Here is a 22,829-nt window from a genome sequence, read left to right on the forward strand (position 1 = left end):
GATTCCGTGATCCCAATCAAAGGAACAGCGGTGAAAAAGATCAGCCAGACCCGGTGGGTTTCGAATCCAACCGTCGGAACGATCAGTGCACGGACCGGATTCCACTGCCCAAGGAATGGTTTCTGGCGTCCTTTGGGCGGCCTGGGCGAACCTCTCTTCGTCTTCGAAGGAAGCCTCATGCCCGCCCACGCCGGACACAGCATCGAGTGGTACCTGGTCGACGCCCGGCCTGGACGCCTCGGACTGGACTGACTCTGCCCTCAAACCCACTGCACCACGAAGGCGCCTTGCCCCCGGCAAGGCGCCTTATTCGTGCCCGGAAACGCGCGCGCAAAAGCCTCTAAGGGCGCGCAAAAGGCCGGCCACCGTATTCGGTGACCGGCCCCGGCGAGACAATCAGTCTTCGACCAGGAGTCCCTTGGCCTTCAGCTTTTCCGTCAGTCCGCACAACTCGATGGTGGTGCCTCCGGCGTGGTAGGCCTTGATGAGCTCGCGTTCGGCGTCGTCCCGGGCCTGGGAGAGCGCGATGACCTCCTCAGCTTCCTCGCGGCGGACGACCACGACGCCGTCAGCGTCACCGCGGAGGATGTCTCCCGGGTAGATGATTTCATCGCCGAAGACGAGTGGGTGGTTGATCGGCCCAAGGGTTTCCTTGACCGTGCCCTTGATGCAGACGCTGCCCGAGAACACCGGGAGGCCCAGTTCGATGAGGTCCTGGGTGTCCCGCACGCCGGAATCCGTCACCATGGCCGCAATGCCTTTGGCCTTCATCGCATTGCCCAAGACGTCGCCGAAGGTGCCGGCGTCGGAAAATTCCTGGGCACCGACCAAGACCACATCGCCGGCCTGGGCGTAGTGGATGGCGACCTGAAGCATGAGGTTGTCCTGCGGGGCGCAGGCCACTGTCACGGCGGGGCCACAGAACGACATGGAGCGGTCGATCGGCTTGATTTTGGAGCTCAGGGCGCCCCTGCGGCCCTGGGCCTCGTGGATGGTCGCGGAGGAAAACGCCGCGAGGCGACTGACGACGTCGGCGTCCGGCCTCTGGAATTTGGTCTTTACGTGGATCATTTCCTGAATCTTTCTCTTGGCTGGCTTCTGGAGTGCCCGTAGGGCTTAGTTGAGGGCGCTAACTGCCTTGCGGATCGAGTCCACGCCGGCGTTGATGGTCTCCAGCGATGTGGCGAAGGAGATCCGGAAGTAGGGGCCAAGACCGTAGGCGGAACCCTGGATGACAGCGACCGCGGCCGCGTTGAGGAGGTACAGCGTGAAATCCTGGTCGTTCTCGATGACAGTGCCGTCGGGCGCGGTCTTGCCGATGACCCCGCTGCAGTTCACGTAGGCGTAAAAGGCACCCTCGGCCGGCGCGACGGACAGTCCGTCAATGGCGTTGAGCCCTTCGACGGCGACGTCCCGGCGTTTGCGGTACACCTCCACGCTGTCCCGGACGAACGACTGGTCGCCGTTCAGCGCAGCTGCCGCGGCTGCCTGGCTGACCGACGACGGGCATGAGGACGTCTGCGACTGCAGCTTGTTCATCGCCGCGATCAAAGGCGCCGGACCCACGCCGTAGCCAAGCCGCCAACCGGTCATTGCATAGGCCTTGGAGACTCCGTTGACCAGCAGGATGCGGCCACGCAGGGAAGGAACGGCAGTGACGAGGCTGGTCACCCGGCCGTCCCCGAAGTGGATTTCGTCGTAGATCTCGTCGGTGAGGATGTAGACGTGCGGGAATTCCTCAAGCACGGCACCCAGCGCCTGCAGTTCTTCGCGTGAGTACACGGCGCCTGTGGGGTTGGACGGTGCATTGAGGATGAGCCACTTGGTCTTGCGCGTGATGGCTTCGCGGAGAGCGGCCGGCGTGAGCTTGAAGCCGGTGTCTTCGCCGCAAGCGACGATCACGGGCGTACCGTCGTTGGCGAGGACCATGTCCGGGTAGGACACCCAGTACGGTGCCGGGACGATGACCTCGTCTCCCTCGTTGAGCGATGCCATGAGCGCCACGTATAGGACTTGCTTGGCACCGCCGCCGATGGTCAGTTGGTTCGCTTCGTAGTGCACGCCGGTGTGGCCTTCGATCCGGCGGAGGATAGCGGTCTGCAGCTCGGGCGTTCCAGTCACGGAGGTGTATTTGGTCTCGCCTGCGTTGATCGCTTCGATAGCTGCCACCTTGATGTGGTCAGGTGTGTCGAAGTCCGGCTCGCCGACGGTCAGGTCGATGATCGGGATGCCTTCGGCTCGTAGTTCACGGACGCGGGCGGCGGCCGCAACGCTCGCTGAGGACTTGATGCGTGTGACCCTCGACGCCGGCAGGTACTCGGACATTGTCTTCTCCAGAATCGTGAAACTCAGGATTCGGGTGTCGAATCCCCAATTTCGAGACTAGGCACTGCCGGGCGCCGTGGATAAGACCTATTGTGCGTGGATCAATAAGAGACCCTTATGACCGCCTGATCCATATGGGGGCTCCGTGGTCAATTAGGGAAATTTCATCCCTATATGGGAATCTTCTATGCACTTTCCTTATGGGTTCACTCGGTATTGGTATTTCCGCAGCTCTGCGAACGCCGCCTAGATTTCATAGATCAGAAGTTCGCGAAGAGTCCGAAAGGGATCCAATGCCAGCCCAATCCGGGTCCCTTCGGGGTCCGTCAACCACAGGCAGGTACACCTACCGGGCCAAGGCGCCAGCGCGGCCCCAAACCGTGGCCAAAGGGGAGCGCAGCAAGCTCACGCACGCCCTCGCGGCGCACAGGCAACTCCTGTCCCATGCGACGAGCGCCATCCGCACATTGACCGCTGCCCGCAACGAGATGATCGCCCAGGCCCTTGAAGACGGGCTCACCCTGGCCACAATTTCCGCGGTGACCGGGGAGAACATTCGGGCTGTCCGAACCATTGCTTTGGCTTATGACGACCTCCACCCGAGTGGGCTTCCGCGAGGCGCACACGTGGATGCCTTGAGGGCGAAAAGCGAGCAACTCAAGGCAGCCGAAAGGCACCGCGACCAGATCGTTAATCAGCGGGAGGCGTTGATTGTCACGGCGCTCCGCACCCAAGCCTGCGATGACCTTGAACTTGCCTCGCTGACCGGCCTCACACCCGACCATATCCGCAGGTCAACACGGGGCATCGCGCGCTCCGCCTAGCTCACTTCGTTGCCTCTTTCTTTGCCGGAGGCGTCCTGCAGCTAAACAGTTCCTGTGTTCCTGTTTTCCTGGCGATGAGCACCGTCAATGCGCGGGCTGACGTTGAAATCGGTTCAAAATGCTGGATCGACCGGGCACCAACGTTCCAGATGCGCTTCACTCCCAGGACACGGTCGTGCTCGTCAGTGGCAACCAGGGGCGGACTTCCCTGTCCTGCCATAGGCCTGCGTTTCCAGCACAGACTGACCACCGTCGCGTGCTCCCAGAATTCCACGGCAGTTACGAAGAATTCGCGCCCCTCATCATCCAGAAACAGCCCGGACTGCGGGACGTAAACCGCCCGAAGATCGTACTCCACCGGGCCTGAACGCCTTGTAGCTGGCGGTTCGGTAGTGGCTGCAGTTTGTTGAGGATTGAGATCTGGTTGCGGGACCACGGCATACTCCATTGAAATTGCGGTCGACCCCCTCCTCGACCGCCCCCGAGCGGCCTCGGGATATCCAATGTAGCTCCGAGCAAGAACCTCCGGAAGAGTGGCGACTACTTACCCGCATCATCTCGCGCGGCTCGGGAGTTAATGAGACCTGCGGCGCAGCATCGGACCCGCGAGTCGCGTGAGAAATGTTCAGTAGCTCGGCGGCGCTCCGCCTGACCCGTCGAGGGGCGCTCCGCCGTCGGGGGTTGCCGGGATGAACTTGTCCGCGAGGGCTTCGGTGCCGCGCGCGAGGAGCGCGACGTCGGCACCGACCAGCAGGAACGAGGCCCCGGCGTCCATATAGGCCCGGGCCGTGGCTTCGTTGAAGGCGTTGACGCCGGCCGGTTTGCCTGCGGTTTTCGCGGCGGTGAGGCAGTGCTCGACGGCGGCACGCACCTTGGGGTGTTCCTGTTCGCCGAGGAGGCCCATGGACGCGGCAAGGTCGGAGGGCCCGAGGAAGATGGCATCGACGCCGTCGACCGCGAGGATCTCCTCCACGGCGGCGACGGCGGCCTCGGTTTCGATCTGGACCGTGACGCTGACGGTCTCGGCGGCCCGGGCGAGGTAATCCGGGATCCGGTTCCAACGCGAAGCGCGGGCCAGGGCCGAGCCGACGCCCCGGACTCCGTGCGGCGGGTAGCGCACGGCCGCGACGGCGGCCTTGGCCTCCGCGGCGGAGTTGACCATGGGTATGAGCAGGTCCTGCGCACCCAGGTCCAGGTATTGCTTGAGGAGCACGGTGTCGTTGACCGGAGGGCGGACCACAGTCTGGACCGGGTAGCTTCGCACTGCCTGGAGCTGCGCGAGGATGGATTCGAGGCCGTTGGGGCTGTGTTCGGCGTCGATCAGGAGCCAGTCCAGCCCGGCCCCGGCGCACAGTTCGGCGATGAGCGGGCTGCCGGAACATACCCACATCCCGGCGAGGGGCCGGTCCGCGGCGGCCAGGGCTTGGCGGAACGTGCGGTCTGGTTCTACTCGAACCGGCATGTGACAACTCCCAAGGGTCCATAGTCGGCGTGGACGGTGTCGCCCTTGTACACCCACAGCGGTCGGGTGAAGGAGCCGGCGAGGATGATCTCCCCGGCCTTCAGCCCGTCGCCGTGCGGGGCGATCTTGTTGGCGAGCCAGTGCACCCCGTTGGCGGGGTGGTCCAGGACGCCGGCGGCGACGCCGGTTTCCTCGACGGTCTGGTTCTTGTACAGGATCGCCGATACCCAGCGCAGGTCCACGGCGTCCGGCCGGACCGGGCGCCCGCCCACCACCATGGCACCCATGGCGGCGTTGTCCGAGATGGTGTCCACGATGGTCCGGCCCTCCATCTCGATCCTGGAATCCAGGATCTCGAGGGCCGGAACCACGTAGTCGGTGGCGTTCAGGACGTCGAAGATGGTGCAGCCCGGACCTTTGAGCCCGTCCTTGAGGACGAAGGCGAGCTCCACCTCAACGCGCGGGTGCGTGTACTGGTCCCACGCCACGGAGCAGCCGGTTTCCAGGACCATGTCGTCGAAAATCGCGCCATAGTCCGGTTCGGTGATGCCGGTGGCGTCCTGCATGGCCTTGGACGTGAGGCCGATCTTGCGGCCCACCAGCTTCCGGCCCGCTTCCTCGTTGCGGCTACGCCACAACTGCTGCACGGCGTAGGAATCCTCCACCGTCATCTCCGGGTAGCGGGCGGTCAGGCGCGGAACCGGGGTCCGGCTCCGGCCTGCTTCTACTAGTTCGTCGGCAATGGTTTCTATCGTCTTCGGGTCAAGCATCTCCACACTCCGTTCGGCCATCCTGCGGTCAGCATACGTTGAGGGCTGCGGGCCTAGAGCTGCGAACCGACCTTGAAGCCCTTCTTTTCCCCTGCGGGGCCGTCCTCGGGCTGGCGCGTGTACGAGAAGCCGTCGGCACCCACGGTGACCGCCATTTCGCTCTTCTCCTCGCGGATGATGACCGGCTGGGGGTTGCCGTCCAGGTCCAGGACGAGGGAGGCCTCGGTGTACCAGGAGGGGACGACGGGGTTGCCCCACCAGTCTCGGCGCTGGTTGTCGTGGACGTCCCAGGTGACGGTGGGGTTGTCCGGGTCACCGGTGTAGTAGTCCTGGGTGTAGATCTCGATGCGGTGCCCGTCCGGGTCCAGGATGTAGAGGTAGAACGCGTTGGACACGCCGTGCCGGCCGGGGCCGCGTTCGATCCGGTCGCTGATGCGCAGGGCGCCCATCTTGTCGCAGATCTGGATGATGTTGTGCTTCTCGTGCGTGGAGAACGCGATGTGGTGCAGGCGGGGGCCGTTGCCGCCGGTCAGGGCGGTGTCGTGCACGGTCTGCTTGCGGTGCATCCACGCGGCGTACGTGACGCCGTCGGAATCCTTGATGTCCTCGGAGACACGGAAGCCAAGGTCCTCAAGGTATTTCCGTCCCCGGGGAACGTCGGGGGTGACCTGGTTGAAGTGGTCCAGGCGCACCAGTTCACCGGCGGAGTACAGGTCGTAGCGCTGGGTGAGGCGTTCGACGTGCTCCACCTCGTAGAAGAACTCGTACGGGAAGCCCAGCGGGTCGGAGACGCGGACCGAGTCTCCGACGCCCTTGGTGAAGCCGTCCTTGCGGCGCTCAACCCGGCAGCCGAGCTCCCGGTAGTAGGCCTCGGCGGCGTCCACCTCGGCCGGCGACTTCACCCGGTACGCGAACGCTGCCGCGGCGGCGACCGGTCCCTTGCGCAGGACCAGGTTGTGGTGGATGAACTCCTCGAAGGAGCGCAGGTAGATGGCGTTCTCGTCTTCCTCGGTGACGTGCAGGCCGAGGAGGTCCACGTAGAACTCGCGGGACTTGGCGAGGTCCGTGACCACGAGTTCGAGGTAGGCGCAGCGGACGATATCCGGCGCCGGGACGGTGGGGGTGGGGACGAAGTTGGTCATGGGGTTCTCTCTCCTTTGAAAGGGGTGGAAGCGCTCTTAGGCGCCGAATTTGGGGGTGTGTACGGTGCCGAGGGTGATGTGCACGGCCTGTTGGTCGGTGTAGAAATCGATCGAGCGGTAGCCGCCTTCGTGGCCCAGGCCCGAGGCCTTCACACCACCGAACGGGGTGCGCAGGTCCCGGACGTTGTGGCTGTTGAGCCACACCATGCCGGCCTCGACGTTTTGCGCGAAGTTGTGGGCGCGGGTCAGGTTCTGGGTCCAGATGTAGGCCGCCAGGCCGTATTTGGTGTTGTTCGCGAGGGCGAGCGCTTCGTCGTCGTTCTCGAACGGGGTGATCGCGACGACCGGACCGAAGATCTCTTCTTGGAAGATCCGAGCGTCGGACGCGACGTCGGCGAACACCGTGGGGGCGATGTAGTTGCTGTTGTTGAGCCCTGCAGGCAAGTTTTCCGGGCGTCCCCCGCCGGCCAGGAGCCGGCCTTCGGACTTGCCGATCTCCACGTACGAGGCCACCTTGGCGTAGTGCTCGGGGTGGACGAGGGCGCCGACTTGGGTCTTGGGGTCGTGCGGGTCGCCGACGACGATGTTCTTCGCGCGGGCTGCGTACTTTTCGCAGAACTCGTCATAGATGGCGCGTTCGACGAGGATCCGGGAGCCGGCGGTGCAGCGTTCCCCGTTGAGGGAGAAGACCCCGAACAGTGCCGAATCGATCGCGGCGTCGAGGTCGGCGTCGGCGAACACGACGCACGGGGACTTGCCGCCCAGCTCCATGGACAGGCCCTTGAGGTTGGCCGCGGCGTTGCGGAAGATCGTCTGGCCCGTAGTCGTCTCCCCGGTGAAGGAGATCAGCGGTACATCCGGGTGCTTGACCAACGCGTCGCCGGCTTCTTCGCCGAGGCCGTTGACGAGGTTGAACACGCCGTCGGGCAGTCCGGCGTCCTTGAAGATCTGCGCCCAAAGCGAGGCCGAGAGCGGGGTGAACTCGGCCGGCTTGAGGACCACGGTGTTGCCGGTGGCCAGTGCCGGGGCGAGCTTCCAGGACTCAAGCATGAACGGGGTGTTCCACGGCGTGATCAGGCCCGCGACGCCGATCGGCTTGCGGTTGACGTAGTTGATCTGTGAGCCCGGGACCTTCATGGCGTCGTCGAACTGGGCCACGATCAGGTCCGCGAAGAAGCGGAAGTTCTCCGCCGCACGCAGGGCCTGGCCCTTGGCCTGGGTGATCGGCAGGCCGGTGTCAAAGGTTTCGAGTTCGGCGAGGCGTTCTTCCTGGGCTTCGACGGCGTCGGCGATCCTGTTCAGGACGCGGGCGCGTTCGCGCGGCTTCATCTTCGGCCACGGACCGTTCACGAAGGCTTCGCGGGCCGCGGCGACGGCGAGGTCGATGTCTTCCTTCTGCCCGGCCGCGGCGGTGGCGTAGTTGGTGTTGGATACCGGGTCCAGGACGTCGAAGGTCTTCCCGCCGACCGAGTCAACGAACTCTCCATTGATGAAGTGCTGGATGTGGGTGGGAAGGTCCTTCGGGACGTAATGGGTGGTGGTTTCTGGTGCAGTGAACGTCATTGTTTCTTCCTTTACTAGTGCAACGCGGGGTCACTTACGGCCCATGTTGGGCCCTCTAATGGGCGCTAAGTGACCCCGCGTTGGTCTGTGCGAGGTACGCGTCCAGGGTGGCGCTGCGGTGGCGGCGGGCTGCTTGTTCGATGGTGTCGGCGTCGGCATTGCTTTCGATGAGCTGAAGCAGCGCCTCGTGTTCTTTGACGGATTCCTGCGCGCGGCCGGGGACGAAGCGGAACGTCGATGCCCTGATCGAGGCCAGCCGGTTCCAACCCCGGTGCACGAGGTCAAGGATGTGCGGATTGGGGCAGTGTTCAAAGAGCACGCTATGGAAATCCTGGTTCAACGCCGTGAAGCGGACCGGATCGAAATGCTCCAGGCAGTCGCGCATCTCGGCATTGACCGCACGGGCCCGGGCGATGGCCACGGAGTCGATCAAGGGGGCCGACAATGCCGTGGCCGCTCCCTCGATGATGCTCAGGGTCTGCATCGTGTACAGGTACTCCGTCGGGTCGATCCCGGAGACCGTGGCGCCGACGTTGCGCTCGAACTTCACGAGCCCCTCGGCCTCCAGGCGGCGGATCGCCTCCCGGACCGGAACCACGCTCACGCCGAGGTCCTCGGCGATCTTGGCCAGCACCAGCCGGTATCCCGGCGTGTAGGTGCCCTCCACGATGCGCGCCTTCACGGCGGCATAGGCCTGCTCGGACTTGCTCCCGACGGCGGTTTCAGTCACCTTGGGCTCCTTCCCACTCCTGGTAACGGGCACGCCACTGGGCGTTCATCGGGTACAAACCATCCACGCTGTTGCCCTGCTTGACCATCTCGAAGATGAAGGCCTCTTCCTTCTCCTGCTCGATGCACTCATCCACCAGCTCCCCGGCGATGGCCGGCGGGATCACCAGGATCCCGTCAGAGTCGGCCACGATGATATCCCCGGGCTGGACCGTGGCCCCGCCGCAGGCGATGGTGATGTCCGTGTCCCACGGGATGTGGCGCCGGCCCAGCACGGCGGGGTGCGGGTTGGCGAAGTAGGTGGGCATGTCCAGTCCTGCCACGGCGGAAAAGTCGCGCACGCCGCCGTCGGTGATGATCGCCGCGGCACCGCGCATCTGGGCACGCAGCGCCAGGATGTCTCCCACGGTCCCTGTGCCCTTTTCTCCCCGGGCCTCCATGACCAGGATCTCGCCTTCGTTCACGGAGTCGATCGCCCGTTTTTGGGCGTTGAACCCTCCGCCGTGGGTCTTGAAGAGGTCCTCACGGTTGGGGACATAGCGCAGCGTCCGGGCGAGCCCGACGACGCGGCGGTCCGGGCGGGTGGCCTGCAGGCCGTCGATGCTCACGTTGTTCAGCCCGCGCTTGCGCAACTGGCTGGACAACGTCGCGGTCGCCACGCTTTCGAGCTTCTTCTTCAGCTCGGGGGTCAGGACAGGCACGACGGCGGGAAGCCCCGCTGCTTCCCGCGAACCGTACGCTTCCTCCCGCTGCGTGTCATCGGACTTGGGCCGGGCGCCGAAGTCCGCGAACGCCGTCGTACCCTCCGTCACTGTGGTGGCCAAGCGACCGCTGCTGAAGTCGCCGGCGGTGACCTCAACCTCGACGACGTCGCCGGGTTGGGCGACGGAAGCGCCGGCCGGGGTGCCGGTCAGGATGATGTCCCCGGTTTCGAGGGTGAGGAGCTGGGACAGATCGGCGACGAGGCGCGCGAAGGGGAACAGCAGGTCTTCGGTGGTGTCGTCCTGGACGAGTTCGCCGTTGTGCCAGGTGCGGACCCGCAATTGGGAGGGGTCGACGTCGGCCGCCGGGATGAGCGCGGGGCCCACCGGGGTGAAGCCGTCGCCGCCCTTGGACCGGAGGTTGGAGCCCTTGTCGGCGTAGCGGAGGTCATAGACGCCGAGGTCGTTGCTGGCCGTGACCCACCCGACGTGGTCCCAGGCGTCCTCCAGGCCCACGCGGCGGGCGGGCTTGCCGATGACCAGCGCGATCTCGCCCTCGTACCCGAGGAGTTCACAGCCGGCCGGACGTTCCACCGCTGAAGGCGCTTCTGCCGAGCCGAGGGCCAGGGACGACGATGGCTTCAGGAAGTACGAAGGCTGCTCCGGCGTGCGACCGCGCTGCGCCGCTCGGCTGGGGTAGTTGATATGCACCGCGATGACCTTGCGGGCCGCGGCCAGGATGTGGTCGGTGACCTGTTCCAAGATTTACTCCTCATCGAGTACGAAATCGTATACGATAACTATGACCCGGGAGTTTCGGAACGTCAACCCCTGACTTTCGGGCAGATCGTGAAGGCTTGTAGCCCACGTCACGCCTGCCGTACAGTTGGAATCCAATTCATGGTTCAAATAGAGAATTCACAGTTCTATAATTGAACAACCACACGACGAAGTGAGGAAAGCCCATGCAGTTCCACCATCATGGTTATGTGTCCGGTGACCCGCGGGTCCAGCCGGCCGCCGGTGTCGGCGTCAACAGGCCCGTGGACCTTCCGGAGGAGGTCGACGTGCTCATCGTGGGCAGCGGGCCCGCCGGGATGCTTGCCGCCGCGCAGTTGTCGCAGTTCCCGGGTGTCACAACCCGGATTGTGGAGCGCCGCGCCGGGAGGCTCGCGATCGGCCAGGCCGACGGTATCCAGGCCCGGAGCGTGGAGACGTTCCAGGCTTTCGGTTTCGCCGAGCGGATCATTGCCGAGGCGTACCGGATCACCGAGATGGCGTTCTGGAAGCCGGACCCCGCGGATCCCTCGCGCATCATCCGGACCGCCCGGGCCCTTGACGATCCGACCGGGGACATCAGCGAATTCCCGCACCTGATCGTCAACCAGGCGCGCGTGCTGGACTACTTCGCCGAGTTCATGGCGAACTCCCCTGCCCGCATGGCCCCCGATTACGGATACGAGTTCCGCGGCCTCGAGGTCACGGGCGAGGGCGACTACCCCGTCACGGTCACGCTCCACCACACGGCCGGACCGGACGAGGGCCGGGAGCGCGTTGTCCGGGCCAAGTACGTCGTCGGGGCGGATGGGGCGCGGAGCAAGGTGCGGGAGTCGATCGGCTGCACGCTCGCCGGCGACCAGGCCAACCACGCCTGGGGCGTCATGGACGTCCTTGCCGTCACGGACTTCCCCGACATCCGCACGAAGTGCGCGATCCAGTCCGGCACGGGCGGCAGCATCCTGTTGATCCCGCGCGAGGGCGGGCATCTTTTCCGCATGTACGTCGACCTCGGCGAGGTGGACCGGAACGACAACCGCTCCGTGCGGAACACCACCATCGAGGAGATCATCGCCAAGGCCAACGACATCCTCCGCCCCTACACGCTCGATGTGCGCGACGTCCCCTGGCACAGCGTGTACGAGGTGGGCCACCGCCTCACGGACAGGTTCGACGACGTCCTGCCGGAGGAGCGCGGCACCCGCACACCGCGCGTGTTCATCGCCGGCGACGCGTGCCACACCCACAGCGCCAAGGCCGGCCAGGGCATGAACGTCTCCATGCAGGACGGCTTCAACCTGGCCTGGAAGCTCGGACACGTGCTCGAAGGCCGCAGCCCGGAGAGCCTGTTGTCCACGTACTCGGCCGAGCGCCAGGTCGTTGCCAAGAACCTCATCGACTTCGACAAAGAGTGGTCCACGCTCATGGCGAAGAAGCCCGAGGAGTTCGAGGACCCCACCGAGCTGGAGAACTTCTACGTGAGCACCGCGGAGTTCCCTGCCGGCTTCATGACCCACTACGCCCCCTCAGCCCTTATCGCCGAGCCGATACACCAGGACCTGGCCGCGGGATTCATCATCGGCAAGCGTTTCAAGTCCGCGCCCGTGGTGCGCGTCTGCGATACCAACCCGGTCCAGCTCGGCCACCAGGCCAAGGCCGACGGACGGTGGCGCATCTACGTCTTCGCGGACGCAAGCGAAGCCGGCACGGCACAAGAGGGGCTCTCGCCCGTCGCGGACTTTGCCGGGTGGATCGCGAACTCGCCGGACTCGCCGCTGGCCGCAACGCCGTCGGGCGCCGACCGGGACGCGTGGTTCGACGTGAAGGTGATCTACCAGCAGGAGCACACAGGCGTCGACATCGGGGCCGTGCCGGCGGCATTCAAGCCCCAGGTCGGACCGTTCAAGCTCACGTACCTCGAGAACGTCTACGGCACCGACCCCTCGGCAGACATCTTCGAGCTGCGCGGACTGGACCGCGGCGGCGTCGTGGTGGTCGTTCGCCCGGACCAGTACGTCGCGAACGTCCTGCCCCTGACCGCGACGGCGGAACTCGCCGCGTTCTTCGCGCCCCTCCTTCGATCGGGCCGGACCGCGACGGTGTGAGCTGTTGGCGCGTTGCGGAGTGCGGGACCAACGCAAGGGTTCATTCTGTCGGTGGCCCGTCGTAGGGTACCGGCATGGACATCATCATGGTTCCCGGATTCTGGTTGGACGCTTCTTCGTGGTCGGAGGTCACGCCGCTGCTCGTTACTGCGGGGCACACGGTCCACCCACTCACGCTGCCTGGGCTGGAGGCCATTGACGCCCCGAGGTCCGGCATCGGCCTCAGGGACCACATCGACGCAGTAGTAGCGGCCGTCGACGCCGTCGACAATCCCGTCGTACTGGTCGGCCACTCCGGTGGAGGCGCCATCATCCACGGCGCGGTCGACGCCCGCCCGGACCGCGTGGTCCGGGCGGTCTACGTTGACAGCGGACCGCTCGGCGAGGGCGGCGTCATCAACGACGAACTTCCTGTTGAGGGCGATGCCGTGCCCCTGCCGCCATGGGAGCTTTTCGAAAATGAGGACCTCGTGGACCTCAACGAGGAGCTGCGGGCCGCCTTCCGCGCACGCGCCATCCCGGAGCCAAAGAACGTGACCACCGATAGGCAGCGATTGCACGATGTGCGCCGCTACGACGTCCCGGCCACCATCATCGCGTGCGAGTTCCCCTCCAGCCTGCTCGGCGAATGGATCGAGTCCGGCCACCCCTTCGTGGCCGAGCTCGCGCGCATCAACGACGTCGAATTCATGGACCTGCCCACGGGACACTGGCCCCAGTTCACCAAGCCGACTGAGCTCGGGGAAGCCATTCTCGCTGCGGTTGAGCGGAGGGGTTAGTCACCGCACCGAATGGCTCGTTTCGGGCTTGCGGTAGCTGTCCACAGTGACCTCCAGTGCTTGGTCCCACGATGTTGCCGTGACGCCCAGGATCCTCTGCGTCTCCTCGGAGTCGATCACGAAGGGCATCGTGAATTCGTAGCTGGAAGCTGAGATCTCGCGCAGGATCGGAATGACGGTGCCGAGGGCTTTAAGTGACCATTGCGGGATCGGGGCCACCCGGCCTTTCACGCCCCAACGCTCATTCACCTGCCGCGCGATTTCCGAGCGCGGGACGGATGCACTCGGCACATGCCAGGCCCGTCCCCATTCGCCCGTGTGGTCTGCGGCCGCGATAAGTGTCGCGGCGATATCGGGCAGGAAGCTCCAACTGTGCTCCAGTGCGGGGTCCCCAACGACACGCGCCGTTTTGGAGGCCAGGAGTGGTTCGAAAAAGCCACCGCCAAGGTGCGTCGACATCCCCACCGCCCCAGGACCGAAGTAGTCGCTCGCCCGAACCTCCGCGGCCCGGATTTCACCGCGTTCGTGCGCCGCAAGCACTTTCGCCCAACCCGCTTTGCGTACCAATCCCTTTCTCTCGCTCGTGGCGAGCTGTGAATGCTCGGTCATCGGACCGTCCGGCGGTCCGTATGCATAGAGGTTGCCCATGAGCACAAGCGCGGCCCCGGAGTCACGCGCCGACTTGATCACGGCGTCGAAGATCGGAGGCCAGTCGGCTACCCAGTTGGTGTACGGCGGGTTGGTGCAAACGAAAATCGTGTCGGTTCCGTGCGCAGCCCGTGTCACGTCGGCCGCGTTGCTTGCGTCCAGCTTCACTGGAGGCGCGCCGGGGACCGTAGTGCCGCTGCGGGTGCCGAGCGTGACTTGATCGCCACGGGCGGTAAGTTGCTTCGCGAGCGTCCCGCCCACGAGTCCCGCGCCGAGGATGAGATGGCTTGCCACGATGGTTACTCCCTAACTCTCCGGCGATGCTTTGCTGATGACGTCGCACCGAAGCACGACGCAGCCCCTCACCCTTGACAAGATCCGAGGGTGGAATGAATGATACGAGCCTCATCAGCTTTGTCCCTACTGGTGGTCAATAGCTGAATTGGTGACTAACCATGTCGAAAGAGCGCATTGACAGTACTAATGTGGGCGTGTTTTTCAGTCGGGTTGCTTGGGTTGCTCCTGAACTGGATGAGTGTGATCGGAACGCTGATCGTGCCGCGACCGCTGCACAGCAACCTTTCGCGGGTGACCCATTTGGTCACTGCGAAAATCTTCTTTGTCATCACAAAGCCCCTCACCTCGTACGAAGTACGTGATCGGATCCTTGCCTGGCAGTCTCCCATGGCGCTGTTCGTCCGCCTGCTGGTTTGGGTGATCGTGTTCGACTTGTCGTTCAGTCTCCTGCTTCTTCCATTCGTCGACGGTGACCTCTGGCAAGCCGCAAGCGAGGCCGGCTCCGCGATGTTCACGCTTGGCTACGCTGCTCCATGGAATGTCGGCAACACGGTGTTGGTTTACGTAGCCGCTTATACCGGGTTGATCGTGATTGCTTTGCAGATCGGTTACCTCCCAACGCTCTATGCGGCCTTCAACAGGCGGGAGGCGGAAGTAACGCTCCTGGTATCGAGGGCGGGCTCACCCTCATGGGGACCGGAGCTCCTGGTGCGCACGCGGTTCGGGATGGCCGCTCAAACCAGCACCAGCGAGCTCAGCGAGCTTTACCAAAGGTGGGAACGATGGGCCGCGGACGTAGCCGAATCACACAGCACCTACCTCACTTTGGTATGGTTCCGTTCGCCTTCACCGCAATCGAACTGGCTCAATTCCCTCCTCAGCGTCATGGACGCGGCCGCGTTGCAGCTTTCCCTGAGTCCGGGTTCTGCCCCGAGCACCCGGGCGCGGCTGGTCATTCGGATGGGGTTCACCTGCCTGAATCAAGTGGCCCGGGCTATTCGTATCCCTGTCGAGGAAGACCCCGATCCCGATTCCGAACTCGATGTGACTTTTGAAGATTTTCAAGCGGCCGTGGAACTCATGAGGACTGTCGATTACCCGATTGAGGTGACGGCGGAGCAAGCCTGGCCCCATTTCAGGGGCTGGCGCGTCAACTATGAAAGGGTCGCATACGCCCTCGCCTACGCGATCGACGCCCCGCCATCAATGTGGAGCGGCCCACGACGCTTCGCGTCCGAACCGATCATGCCGCACCGGCCGAAGAACCGCACTTCCAAGGACGTCAAGCCAGACGACCCGCAAATGATTGCCCAGAGGAAGACACGGTGACATCAAGGTGCAAGGATGGCACGACAAATGACCGTTGAACTGCCTCGAAGAGGAGAAGCATCATGCCCATGATCGACGTGTTCGCCACGACAGGGACCTTTACCGACAAGCATCAGCTCGCCGTTGATCTGGCGTCGACGGTGATGCGTGTGGAGCAGGTGCCGGATATCCCGATGTTCCGCAAGAACACGGCGGCATTCATCCACGAACTCCCGGCGGGGGATCTGTCGAATGTCGACGGCGACAGCAACTACGTGCGCGTCCAGGTCCTCACGAACGCGGGCGCCTTGGACCGCGACAAACAGCTGGCCTTGGTCGAACAGCTCACCGCGCTCGTCGCGACGGCGGCTGCGGACCCGACACTGCCTGATCGAACCTGGGTCCTTCTCACGGAAGCGCCCGACGGCGGCTGGGGCCTCAACGGGCACGCCAACACGAATGAGGAGCTCATCGCAGCCGCGCGCGCACAGATTGCCTCCCTCCAAGGGCAAACCCCGCAGGCATGACTTCCGGAACAGCAACCGGGAAAGGGGTCGCTAAGCGCCCCTGACGCGGACTTGGCTACTCGCGCGGACTTGGCTACTCGGCAAACACCTGCTTGGCGACCGCCATGGCGGACATCGCCTTGGGCCAGCCCGCATAGAACGCCAGGTGCGTAATAGCCTCGCTCAATTCGGCTTCGCTGAGTCCGTTTGCCTTCGCGAGGCGCAGGTGCCCGAAAAGCTGTTCAGTGCTGCCGCTTGTCACGAGACAGGCAACGGTAATGAGGCTCCGGTCCCGCTTGGCCAACTCGGGGCGTTCCCAGACGTCAGCGAAGAGAACGTCGTCGGTAAGGGAGGCAAGTTTGGGCGAGATGTCTCCGACGAGTTGCTGGGCACGGGATGGCTCGGTCATGGGGTTCTCCTTGTTGGTGAAAGCTTGTCTGCTTGCTTTCAATCCTAGGAACGCACACCGGAATGAGGCAGGGTCCGCTATTACCTGTTTCCGGTGGAATTTCGGGGCCGGGATTAAAGCGGCGGATATCTTCTGAGGCCTACCACTCCGCCCGCGGCAATCAGGGTTCCGCCGAAGGCCACCAGGATTCCAGCCACTGAGACGGTTGGAGTAATGGGATGGTCACTCTGGGCGGGGGCGCCCGGGTCAATCCGGGTAGCGGTCGCCGCAGAGGTTGAATTTTGCGTCGAGGGGCTCAGGCTGGAAACGATCGGCGAAGGCACTGTAGCTGTGGTTGCCGCCGGTGGCGCGGCCTGAGTTGGGTCCGCCCGCACGGTCACCGCCGTCGAAGGCGTTGAGGCGCCACCGGACGGAACCGCGACGCCGGGATCCGGCTGGGGTTGCGGTTGTACAGGCGGGATAGCCGTGGCCGACGGAGTGGGTTTTTCCGATGGCCGGGGAGATGGGTAGTTGGCGGGAGAGCACATGCCAACCACCCCCAGAAGCCCTTGCGAATCGCAGTTTGCGGCCCCCGCTCTCTCTGCTGGCGCAAGTGCGATCAGGCACAACGCGAAAGGGAGCGCGACGAGGGCAACTGGAACCTTCCGGCGAGTCATGGCTTCGACTCTACCTACTCTGCGGCAACTTGGCAGGCGGGCGGCGTTCGCTTCAGTCCCCGAGCTGACCCAGAATCCGGGCCAATTCGGCGCGATCTTCTGCGCTGAGCCGGGCAAAGTACTCGGAGGACTTGCCACGCCTTTCAGCGCTGATCTTCGCAAAGAGTTGCTGCCCGTCCCTGGTGGCGGCGACGAGGGTGGCGCGCCGGTCCGTGGGGTCCGGATCGCGGCGGACGAGGCCTTTGACCTCGAGCTGGTCCACCACTTCCGTGGCCGATCGTGGCGCAATGCGCAGCCGTTCCGCCAAGTCTTTCAGCCGAATCGGGTCCCCTGGCGCCGGGCGCATAAGAGTCATGAGCGCCCGCCATTGGTGCGGCGTCAGCTCCCACGGAGACAGCTGCTCGGCCCAGGTCCGGCGCAGCCCCCGGAAGGCGGCATGGAAGAGATCGCCAAGGTCGGCAGAATCTGAGGGCTGTGACTGCATTCTGTCAGTCTAGCAATTTGACCTGTAGCCACATAGTGAGGTAACCTCTGTATTAGTAGGCGCGATTCCCGCTCCCCGCTCGCCACTGGAGGTGGTGCTTATGACGGAGAACATCCTCACCCAAAATCCCCATCGACCGGGCGTCGGAGCCCGAAGTCCCGGCCGCGGCCCCGCCCGCCTCAATCCCGCGGACCGTACCCAGTTGAAACAGCACCCCGTGAGCCTCAAACGGATCGCCGGGCTGTTCACCCCGCACAAGGCGACCATCGCCGTCGTCGTGCTTCTCATCAGCGCTTCCAGCATCATAGGCCTGGCGCAGCCGTTCCTGGTCCGCCACATCATCGACGTCGCGCTGCCCAGCAAGAATCTGCCGCTTCTCGCATGGCTGGCCGCCGGATTGATCGCCGTGGCCGCCGCAACCGCGCTTATTGGCGTGCTGCAAACCTGGATGACCACCGGCATGGGCCAGAAGATCATGCATACCCTGCGCACGCGCCTGTTCACCCACTTGCAGAAGCAATCACTCGGATTCTTTACCCGGACCCGCAGCGGCGAGGTACAGTCGCGGTTGAACAACGATATTTCCGGCCTACAGCAAGTCATCACCTCCACCGCGACCGGCGTTGCCTCCAACCTGACCACCGCCATTGCCACTGCCATCGCGATGGTGGCCATTTCTCCCGGGCTCTCACTCCTGTCCCTGATAGTGATCCCGCCGGCTGTCTGGTTCACCCGCCGGGTGGCCCTGCTCCGGCGCAACATCACGTCAACGCTGCAGAGCGAACTGGCCACCATGAACACACAGGTCGAGGAAGGGCTGTCAGTCTCCGGCGTCCGGCTCTCGAAAACCCTAGGAACCACCAAGCGCGACGCCCACCGCTATACGGAAAGCTCCAAACGGCTGATCGGCCTGGAGATGCGCTCCCAATTGGCCGGCCGCTGGCGGATGTCCACCATGGGCATCATCTTCTCGGCTATTCCGGCGCTGATCTACCTCGCCGCCGGGCTGCCCGTCACTAGCGGAGGCATGACCATCGGCACGCTCGTGGCGTTCACCGCATTGCAGGGCGCCATCTTCCGCCCCGTCATGAGCTTGCTGGATCTCGGCGTCCAATGGGTCACGGCGATGGCCCTGTTCAGCCGCATCTTCGAGTACCTGGATCTGGCTCCCGAGATCACTCCCCCGGCGCGGCCCGCCCCCCTGGACCCGGCCGCAGTGCGCGGCGAGGTCCGCTTTGAGGCCGTCCGTTTCGCGTACGACGGCGGCACTGACGTTCTGCTCGACGTCGACCTTACGCTTCCGGCCGGCACCAGCACCGCAATCGTGGGCCCCACGGGCTCCGGTAAATCGACGCTGGGCTCGCTGGTCCCGCGCCTGCATGACGCCACCGCCGGGCGGATCACCATTGACGGCGTGGACGTGCGCGACATCGCCCCGGAGGACCTGACGAAAATTGTGGGCGTGGTGTCCCAGGAGACGTACTTGATTCACGACACCATTCGGGAAAACCTCCTGCTGGCCGCACCCGGCGCGGACGACGCCGTCCTGTGGAGGGCCCTGGCCTCGGCACAGATCGCGGACCTGATTGCAAGCTTGCCCGACGGCCTGGACACGATGGTCGGCGCCCGGGGCCACCGGTTCTCCGGAGGAGAGCAGCAGCGCCTGGCCATTGCCCGGACCATCCTGCGGAATCCCAAAGTACTGGTCCTCGACGAAGCCACGTCCGCCCTGGACAACGCCACCGAGGCCCACGTCCAGGCGGCACTCGACCGGCTGGCCGTTGGCCGGACTACGCTGACCATCGCCCACAGGCTCTCCACCGTGGAGAAAGCGGACCAGCTGGCGGTCCTCTCTGGCGGTGCGATCGTGGAGTTCGGAACGCCCGGACAACTTCGCGATTCAGGCGGCGCGTATGCGCGGCTCGTCGATGCCGGAGGGACTGTCGAGTTCGAAAATCACGCCATGACAGCCTAAAGCCCGCCTCACGGCATGAACCGGTACCCGATCCCTACCTCGGTGATCAGGTGGCGCGGGTTCCCGGGCTCCGGTTCCAGTTTCCGGCGGAGCTGGGCCATGTACACGCGCAGGTAATTGGCCTCCTTGGCGTAGGCCGGGCCCCACACCTCGCTGAGGAGCTGCTGTTGGGTGATCAGCTTCTCGGGATTGCGCACGAAAAGATCCAGGATCCTCCACTCCGTCGGCGTGAGGCGGACGTCTTCGCCGTCGCGCGTTACGCGTCTCATGGCAAGGTCCGCAGTGAACGATTCAGTGACCAGCACCGGCGCTTCTTCGCCCGGGTCAGAGGTGCGCCGCAGGATCGCCCGGAGGCGCGCGAGCAGCTCGTCGAGCCCGAACGGTTTGGTGATGTAGTCGTCCGCGCCGGCGTCCAAGGCTTCCACCTTGTCGTCGGAGCCGTGCCGTGCGGAGAGGACCAGGATGGGCACGCTGCTCCATTCCCGCAAGCGGGTGATGACCGTGGTTCCGTCGATGTCCGGCAAGCCCAGGTCGAGGATCAAGACGCCCACCGGGTGCTGGGCGGCAGAGCGCAAGGCCGATTCGCCGTCGGACGCGGTGGCCACGCTGTAACCATGGGCTTGGAGCGTGATCCGCAAGGCCTTGACGATATGGGGATCGTCGTCCACCACCAGGACGTTGCTCATCTCGCCTCCCTGGAGGCGCTATCGGGACTGCCCGACGGCGGCACATGACGGCGCTGCAAGAGAACCGATTGCGCCTCCAAGGGAGCTTGCGCTGAGTCATGCGGGAACGTCACCCCGGTGGACAGCGGAAGCCGGATGACCATGGTCAGGCCGCCACCGGGAGTCTCTTCCGCAGTGAGCGTGCCTCCCATCGCTTCCGTGAATCCCTTGGCCACGGCAAGCCCCAAGCCAACCCCGGTGGTGGAAGGGACGTCGTTGAGCCGCTGGAATGGCTGGAACATCCTGACCACGCTTTCGGCGGGCACTCCTTGGCCGTGGTCGATGATGCGCAGTTCTCCGGACGGCTTCCCATCCAGGGTGGACGAGCTGAAGCCACCCGCGGCTCCCACCAGCACAACATCGGAATCCGGAGCGTATTTGATGGCATTCTCCACGATGTTTGCAATGACGCGTTCCAGCATCCCGGCGTCGGCGTCGATCTCCGGCATGTTTCCGGGCAGGTCGACCCGCACCCGCCCCGGCGGTAAGCCATGGAGGGCGGTCGGGATCACTTCGTACCAGCGCACCGGGCGAATCAGTGCGTTCACGGAGTCCGAGGTAATGCGGGACATGTCCAGGAGGTTCCCCACAAGGACGTCGAGCCTGTCCGAGCATTCCTCGATGGTTGCCAGCAGTTCCTGTTCCTCCTCGGGTGTGTAGTGGACGTTGCTTTGCCGCAAGCCGCCCACGGCCAATTTGATGCCGGCCAGCGGAGTCCGCAAGTCATGGGAGACGGCGCGCAGGATGGAAGTGCGCATGGTGTTGCTCTCGGCCAGGCGCCTGACCTCCCGTCGGCTCGCCGCCAATTGCCGCCTCTCGAGTTGGGCCGAAAGGTGCGCGCCGAAGGCGCTGAGCAAGCGGCGGTCGCTGGCCGGCAGGATGCGGCCCGACAGGACCAGGCGGGTTCCGGCGTCGATCTGTTCGGTGTTTTCGCCGCCGTCGGCAGGGAGGGGTGCGGCCTCTCCGGCTTGCGCGACGAGGCGCCAGCCGTCGGCAGCCCCGCCAGCCGGGCCCGCGGCCCTGTACAGAGCCGCCCCGCGCATCTGGAATACGTCCAGCGCCTGGTTCAAGAGTCCTTCGACGGTGTCCTCGGCGCTCGACGCCCCACGCGTGAGGTCACCCAGGGTGGTGGCCTCGGCACGGGCACGGGCGGCTTCCTTGGAGCGCCTGGCCGAGACGTCCACCACGGCCGCAACAGCGGCTGAAACGCCCACGAAAACCAGCAATGCCAGGATATTTTCGGGGTCGCTGATGGTCAGGGTCCCCACAGGCGGTATGGAGAAGAAGTTCACCAACAGGCTGCTCCACAAGGCACCGAGCAGGGCGGGCCACAACCCGCCGACCAAGGCAACGGCAACCGAGCCCGTCAGCTGGAGAAGCACCGCCGTCGCGATGCTGTGCGAAGGACTCGCGGCCAGCAGGAGCTGCAAAAGAACCGGAAGGACTACGGCCATGGCAAAGCCGACAGTCACCCTGGTGCGGCCGAGGTCCCGCTGCCGCGGACGGTCCACGCCCCGGCCACCCAAGGGATGCGAAACCATGTGCACGTCAATATCGCCGGAGTCCCGCACCACCCGGTTGCCGATCCCCCGGCCAGTCAGCCTGCCAACGAGGCTCCGGCGTCGCGAAATCCCGACGACGATCTGCGTCGCGTTGACGCTTCGGGCGAAGTCAAGCAAGGCCTTGGCCGGATCCTCCCCGGCCACCGTGTGGTAACTGCCGCCCAAATCCCGGACCAAAAGGCGCTGGGCTTCCAACGCCTGCGGAGATTCCGAGGCCACACCATCGGCGGCGCGGACGTGCACCGCGAGCAAGTCGCCGCCGTTGACCCGCTTGAGGATCCGGGCAGCCCGGCGGACGAGGACTTCCCCTTCGGGCCCGCCGGTGAGGCCGATGACGATGCGTTCCCGGGCTGGCCAGCTCGCCTCGATCCCCTGTTCCGAACGGTACTTCGCAAGGCCTTCGTCCACACGGTCGGCGAGCCACAGCAGTGCCAATTCCCGCAAGGCCGTCAGGTTGCCCATCCGGAAATAGTTCGACAGCGCGGCGTCGATCTTGTCGGCCGAATAGATCTTGCCGTCGCCCAGCCGTTGCCGCAACAGCTCCGGTGAGATGTCCACAAGGTGGATTTGATCGGCGCGCCGCACGACGTCGTCGGGCACCGTCTCCGCCTGCCGGACGTCAGTGATGGCACTCACGACGTCACCGAGGGAAGCCAGATGCTGCACGTTGACCGTGGACAGGACGTTGATGCCGGCGTCGAGCAGCTCCTCAACGTCTTGCCAGCGCTTGGAGTTGCGGCTTCCGGGGATGTTCGAGTGGGCGTATTCATCGACGACGGCGGTGCGCGGCTTGCGTGCCAAGACTGCGTCGACGTCCATCTCTTCAAAGCTGGTGTCCCGGTACGCAATCGTGTGCGGCGGGATGACTTCCAATCCGTCCATCAAGGCACGGGTGTCGCTGCGCCCATGGTCCATGGCGAAGGCCACCACCACGTCTTCACCGCGGCCGCGCAGCCGGTGAGCCTCCTCGAGCATGGCGTAGGTCTTCCCTACCCCCGGGGCTGCCCCGAGGAAAATGCGCAGCGTTGCCCGTGCCATGTGGTCATTCTTTCACTTGTTGAACGCGCCGGTTCCTTGCTCGG

22 protein-coding genes are annotated in these 22,829 nt (G+C 64.9%); 7 read left to right on the plus strand and 15 right to left on the minus strand.

The genetic code is table 11. The features are described from left to right. Nucleotides 1–30 precede the first annotated feature (30 nt). Complete coding sequence (locus ACFVTG_RS15920; protein ID WP_284754794.1) at nucleotides 31–252, plus strand: hypothetical protein; 222 nt, start codon at nucleotides 31–33, stop codon at nucleotides 250–252. 144 nt (nucleotides 253–396) lie between these two features. Here ACFVTG_RS15920 and ACFVTG_RS15925 read toward each other — a convergent pair whose 3' ends face one another. After that, the gene (locus ACFVTG_RS15925; protein ID WP_059388748.1) at nucleotides 397–1,071 is read right to left on the minus strand and encodes a 4-carboxy-4-hydroxy-2-oxoadipate aldolase/oxaloacetate decarboxylase; all 675 of its coding nucleotides are present in this window, start codon (nucleotides 1,069–1,071) and stop codon (nucleotides 397–399) included. A gap of 45 nt (nucleotides 1,072–1,116) precedes the next feature. After that, entirely contained in the window at nucleotides 1,117–2,325 is a 1,209-nt protein-coding gene (locus ACFVTG_RS15930) for an aspartate transaminase (RefSeq protein ID WP_390281884.1), read from the minus strand. 293 nt (nucleotides 2,326–2,618) lie between these two features. Here ACFVTG_RS15930 and ACFVTG_RS15935 point away from each other — a divergent pair, with 293 nt between their 5' ends. Beyond that, entirely contained in the window at nucleotides 2,619–3,149 is a 531-nt protein-coding gene (locus tag ACFVTG_RS15935) for a hypothetical protein (RefSeq protein ID WP_390281885.1), read from the plus strand. 1 nt (nucleotide 3,150) lies between these two features. On the opposite strand, the gene ACFVTG_RS15940 is transcribed toward ACFVTG_RS15935, so the two are convergent. The 7 genes from ACFVTG_RS15940 to ACFVTG_RS15970 all read right to left on the minus strand — a co-directional run bounded on the left by ACFVTG_RS15940 (nucleotide 3,151) and on the right by ACFVTG_RS15970 (nucleotide 10,278). Then, on the minus strand, nucleotides 3,151–3,585 hold the full coding sequence (locus tag ACFVTG_RS15940; RefSeq protein ID WP_390281886.1) for a hypothetical protein: 435 nt from the start codon (nucleotides 3,583–3,585) through the stop codon (nucleotides 3,151–3,153). Nucleotides 3,586–3,774: 189 nt separating this feature from the next. Further along, complete coding sequence (locus ACFVTG_RS15945) at nucleotides 3,775–4,611, minus strand: HpcH/HpaI aldolase/citrate lyase family protein (RefSeq protein ID WP_390281887.1); 837 nt, start codon at nucleotides 4,609–4,611, stop codon at nucleotides 3,775–3,777. Then, on the minus strand, nucleotides 4,596–5,381 hold the full coding sequence (gene hpaH / locus ACFVTG_RS15950) for a 2-oxo-hept-4-ene-1,7-dioate hydratase (RefSeq protein WP_390281888.1): 786 nt from the start codon (nucleotides 5,379–5,381) through the stop codon (nucleotides 4,596–4,598). The genes ACFVTG_RS15945 and hpaH overlap by 16 nt, the downstream gene beginning before the upstream one ends. A 53-nt stretch (nucleotides 5,382–5,434) precedes the next feature. Further along, on the minus strand, nucleotides 5,435–6,523 hold the full coding sequence (gene hpaD, locus ACFVTG_RS15955) for a 3,4-dihydroxyphenylacetate 2,3-dioxygenase (protein ID WP_390281889.1): 1,089 nt from the start codon (nucleotides 6,521–6,523) through the stop codon (nucleotides 5,435–5,437). A gap of 36 nt (nucleotides 6,524–6,559) precedes the next feature. Further along, complete coding sequence (gene hpaE, locus ACFVTG_RS15960; protein WP_284754786.1) at nucleotides 6,560–8,086, minus strand: 5-carboxymethyl-2-hydroxymuconate semialdehyde dehydrogenase; 1,527 nt, start codon at nucleotides 8,084–8,086, stop codon at nucleotides 6,560–6,562. A gap of 55 nt (nucleotides 8,087–8,141) precedes the next feature. Continuing rightward, entirely contained in the window at nucleotides 8,142–8,816 is a 675-nt protein-coding gene (locus ACFVTG_RS15965; protein ID WP_284754785.1) for a GntR family transcriptional regulator, read from the minus strand. Next, nucleotides 8,809–10,278 (minus strand): fumarylacetoacetate hydrolase family protein, encoded by a 1,470-nt coding sequence (locus tag ACFVTG_RS15970; protein ID WP_390281891.1) that lies wholly within the window; start codon nucleotides 10,276–10,278, stop codon nucleotides 8,809–8,811. The genes ACFVTG_RS15965 and ACFVTG_RS15970 overlap by 8 nt, the downstream gene beginning before the upstream one ends. A gap of 203 nt (nucleotides 10,279–10,481) precedes the next feature. Here ACFVTG_RS15970 and ACFVTG_RS15975 point away from each other — a divergent pair, with 203 nt between their 5' ends. After that, nucleotides 10,482–12,398, plus strand: a complete 1,917-nt coding sequence (locus ACFVTG_RS15975) for an FAD-binding monooxygenase (protein ID WP_390281892.1) — start codon at nucleotides 10,482–10,484, stop codon at nucleotides 12,396–12,398. Between the two features lie 74 nt (nucleotides 12,399–12,472). Next, complete coding sequence (locus tag ACFVTG_RS15980; RefSeq protein ID WP_390281893.1) at nucleotides 12,473–13,177, plus strand: alpha/beta fold hydrolase; 705 nt, start codon at nucleotides 12,473–12,475, stop codon at nucleotides 13,175–13,177. Here ACFVTG_RS15980 and ACFVTG_RS15985 read toward each other — a convergent pair whose 3' ends face one another. Next, entirely contained in the window at nucleotides 13,178–14,119 is a 942-nt protein-coding gene (locus ACFVTG_RS15985) for an NAD-dependent epimerase/dehydratase family protein (protein ID WP_390281894.1), read from the minus strand. A gap of 237 nt (nucleotides 14,120–14,356) precedes the next feature. On the opposite strand from ACFVTG_RS15985, the gene ACFVTG_RS15990 reads away from it, so the two are divergent. Continuing rightward, a complete protein-coding gene (locus ACFVTG_RS15990) occupies nucleotides 14,357–15,451 on the plus strand; it encodes a hypothetical protein (protein WP_284751509.1) in 1,095 nt (364 codons plus the stop codon). Nucleotides 15,452–15,513: 62 nt separating this feature from the next. Then, nucleotides 15,514–15,957 (plus strand): hypothetical protein, encoded by a 444-nt coding sequence (locus ACFVTG_RS15995; RefSeq protein WP_284751510.1) that lies wholly within the window; start codon nucleotides 15,514–15,516, stop codon nucleotides 15,955–15,957. Between the two features lie 73 nt (nucleotides 15,958–16,030). Here ACFVTG_RS15995 and ACFVTG_RS16000 read toward each other — a convergent pair whose 3' ends face one another. From ACFVTG_RS16000 to ACFVTG_RS16010, 3 genes are all read right to left on the minus strand, one after another. Next, complete coding sequence (locus ACFVTG_RS16000; protein WP_390281895.1) at nucleotides 16,031–16,345, minus strand: carboxymuconolactone decarboxylase family protein; 315 nt, start codon at nucleotides 16,343–16,345, stop codon at nucleotides 16,031–16,033. Between the two features lie 246 nt (nucleotides 16,346–16,591). Beyond that, nucleotides 16,592–16,870, minus strand: a complete 279-nt coding sequence (locus ACFVTG_RS16005; RefSeq protein ID WP_390281896.1) for a hypothetical protein — start codon at nucleotides 16,868–16,870, stop codon at nucleotides 16,592–16,594. Nucleotides 16,871–17,053: 183 nt separating this feature from the next. Next, nucleotides 17,054–17,485 carry a MarR family winged helix-turn-helix transcriptional regulator gene (locus tag ACFVTG_RS16010; RefSeq protein ID WP_284988925.1) on the minus strand — a complete coding sequence of 144 codons (432 nt, stop codon included), beginning with the start codon at nucleotides 17,483–17,485 and terminating at the stop codon, nucleotides 17,054–17,056. 100 nt (nucleotides 17,486–17,585) lie between these two features. Here ACFVTG_RS16010 and ACFVTG_RS16015 point away from each other — a divergent pair, with 100 nt between their 5' ends. Then, complete coding sequence (locus tag ACFVTG_RS16015) at nucleotides 17,586–19,460, plus strand: ABC transporter ATP-binding protein (RefSeq protein ID WP_284751513.1); 1,875 nt, start codon at nucleotides 17,586–17,588, stop codon at nucleotides 19,458–19,460. A gap of 8 nt (nucleotides 19,461–19,468) precedes the next feature. On the opposite strand, the gene ACFVTG_RS16020 is transcribed toward ACFVTG_RS16015, so the two are convergent. Further along, nucleotides 19,469–20,146, minus strand: a complete 678-nt coding sequence (locus ACFVTG_RS16020; RefSeq protein WP_390281897.1) for a response regulator — start codon at nucleotides 20,144–20,146, stop codon at nucleotides 19,469–19,471. Continuing rightward, complete coding sequence (locus ACFVTG_RS16025; RefSeq protein ID WP_390281898.1) at nucleotides 20,143–22,785, minus strand: ATP-binding protein; 2,643 nt, start codon at nucleotides 22,783–22,785, stop codon at nucleotides 20,143–20,145. The genes ACFVTG_RS16020 and ACFVTG_RS16025 overlap by 4 nt, the downstream gene beginning before the upstream one ends. Between the last annotated feature and the right edge of the window lie 44 nt (nucleotides 22,786–22,829).

This window comes from Arthrobacter sp. NPDC058127 (assembly GCF_042884555.1).
In the GTDB taxonomy this organism is placed as follows: domain Bacteria; phylum Actinomycetota; class Actinomycetes; order Actinomycetales; family Micrococcaceae; genus Arthrobacter.

What these genes read in the sequence shown, in the direction of transcription:
- hpaD (WP_390281889.1), bottom strand. Translation starts at nt 6,523, where the DNA reads ATGACCAACTTCGTCCCCACCCCCACCGTCCCGGCGCCGGATATCGTC.
- ACFVTG_RS16025 (WP_390281898.1), bottom strand. Translation starts at nt 22,785, where the DNA reads ATGGCACGGGCAACGCTGCGCATTTTCCTCGGGGCAGCCCCGGGGGTA.
- ACFVTG_RS15945 (WP_390281887.1), bottom strand. Translation starts at nt 4,611, where the DNA reads ATGCCGGTTCGAGTAGAACCAGACCGCACGTTCCGCCAAGCCCTGGCC.
- ACFVTG_RS16015 (WP_284751513.1), top strand. Translation starts at nt 17,586, where the DNA reads ATGACGGAGAACATCCTCACCCAAAATCCCCATCGACCGGGCGTCGGA.
- ACFVTG_RS15925 (WP_059388748.1), bottom strand. Translation starts at nt 1,071, where the DNA reads ATGATCCACGTAAAGACCAAATTCCAGAGGCCGGACGCCGACGTCGTC.
- hpaH (WP_390281888.1), bottom strand. Translation starts at nt 5,381, where the DNA reads ATGCTTGACCCGAAGACGATAGAAACCATTGCCGACGAACTAGTAGAA.
- ACFVTG_RS15975 (WP_390281892.1), top strand. Translation starts at nt 10,482, where the DNA reads ATGCAGTTCCACCATCATGGTTATGTGTCCGGTGACCCGCGGGTCCAG.
- ACFVTG_RS15980 (WP_390281893.1), top strand. Translation starts at nt 12,473, where the DNA reads ATGGACATCATCATGGTTCCCGGATTCTGGTTGGACGCTTCTTCGTGG.
- ACFVTG_RS15930 (WP_390281884.1), bottom strand. Translation starts at nt 2,325, where the DNA reads ATGTCCGAGTACCTGCCGGCGTCGAGGGTCACACGCATCAAGTCCTCA.
- ACFVTG_RS15935 (WP_390281885.1), top strand. Translation starts at nt 2,619, where the DNA reads ATGCCAGCCCAATCCGGGTCCCTTCGGGGTCCGTCAACCACAGGCAGG.
- ACFVTG_RS16010 (WP_284988925.1), bottom strand. Translation starts at nt 17,485, where the DNA reads ATGCAGTCACAGCCCTCAGATTCTGCCGACCTTGGCGATCTCTTCCAT.
- ACFVTG_RS15990 (WP_284751509.1), top strand. Translation starts at nt 14,357, where the DNA reads ATGAGTGTGATCGGAACGCTGATCGTGCCGCGACCGCTGCACAGCAAC.
- ACFVTG_RS15995 (WP_284751510.1), top strand. Translation starts at nt 15,514, where the DNA reads ATGCCCATGATCGACGTGTTCGCCACGACAGGGACCTTTACCGACAAG.
- ACFVTG_RS16020 (WP_390281897.1), bottom strand. Translation starts at nt 20,146, where the DNA reads ATGAGCAACGTCCTGGTGGTGGACGACGATCCCCATATCGTCAAGGCC.
- hpaE (WP_284754786.1), bottom strand. Translation starts at nt 8,086, where the DNA reads ATGACGTTCACTGCACCAGAAACCACCACCCATTACGTCCCGAAGGAC.
- ACFVTG_RS16000 (WP_390281895.1), bottom strand. Translation starts at nt 16,345, where the DNA reads ATGACCGAGCCATCCCGTGCCCAGCAACTCGTCGGAGACATCTCGCCC.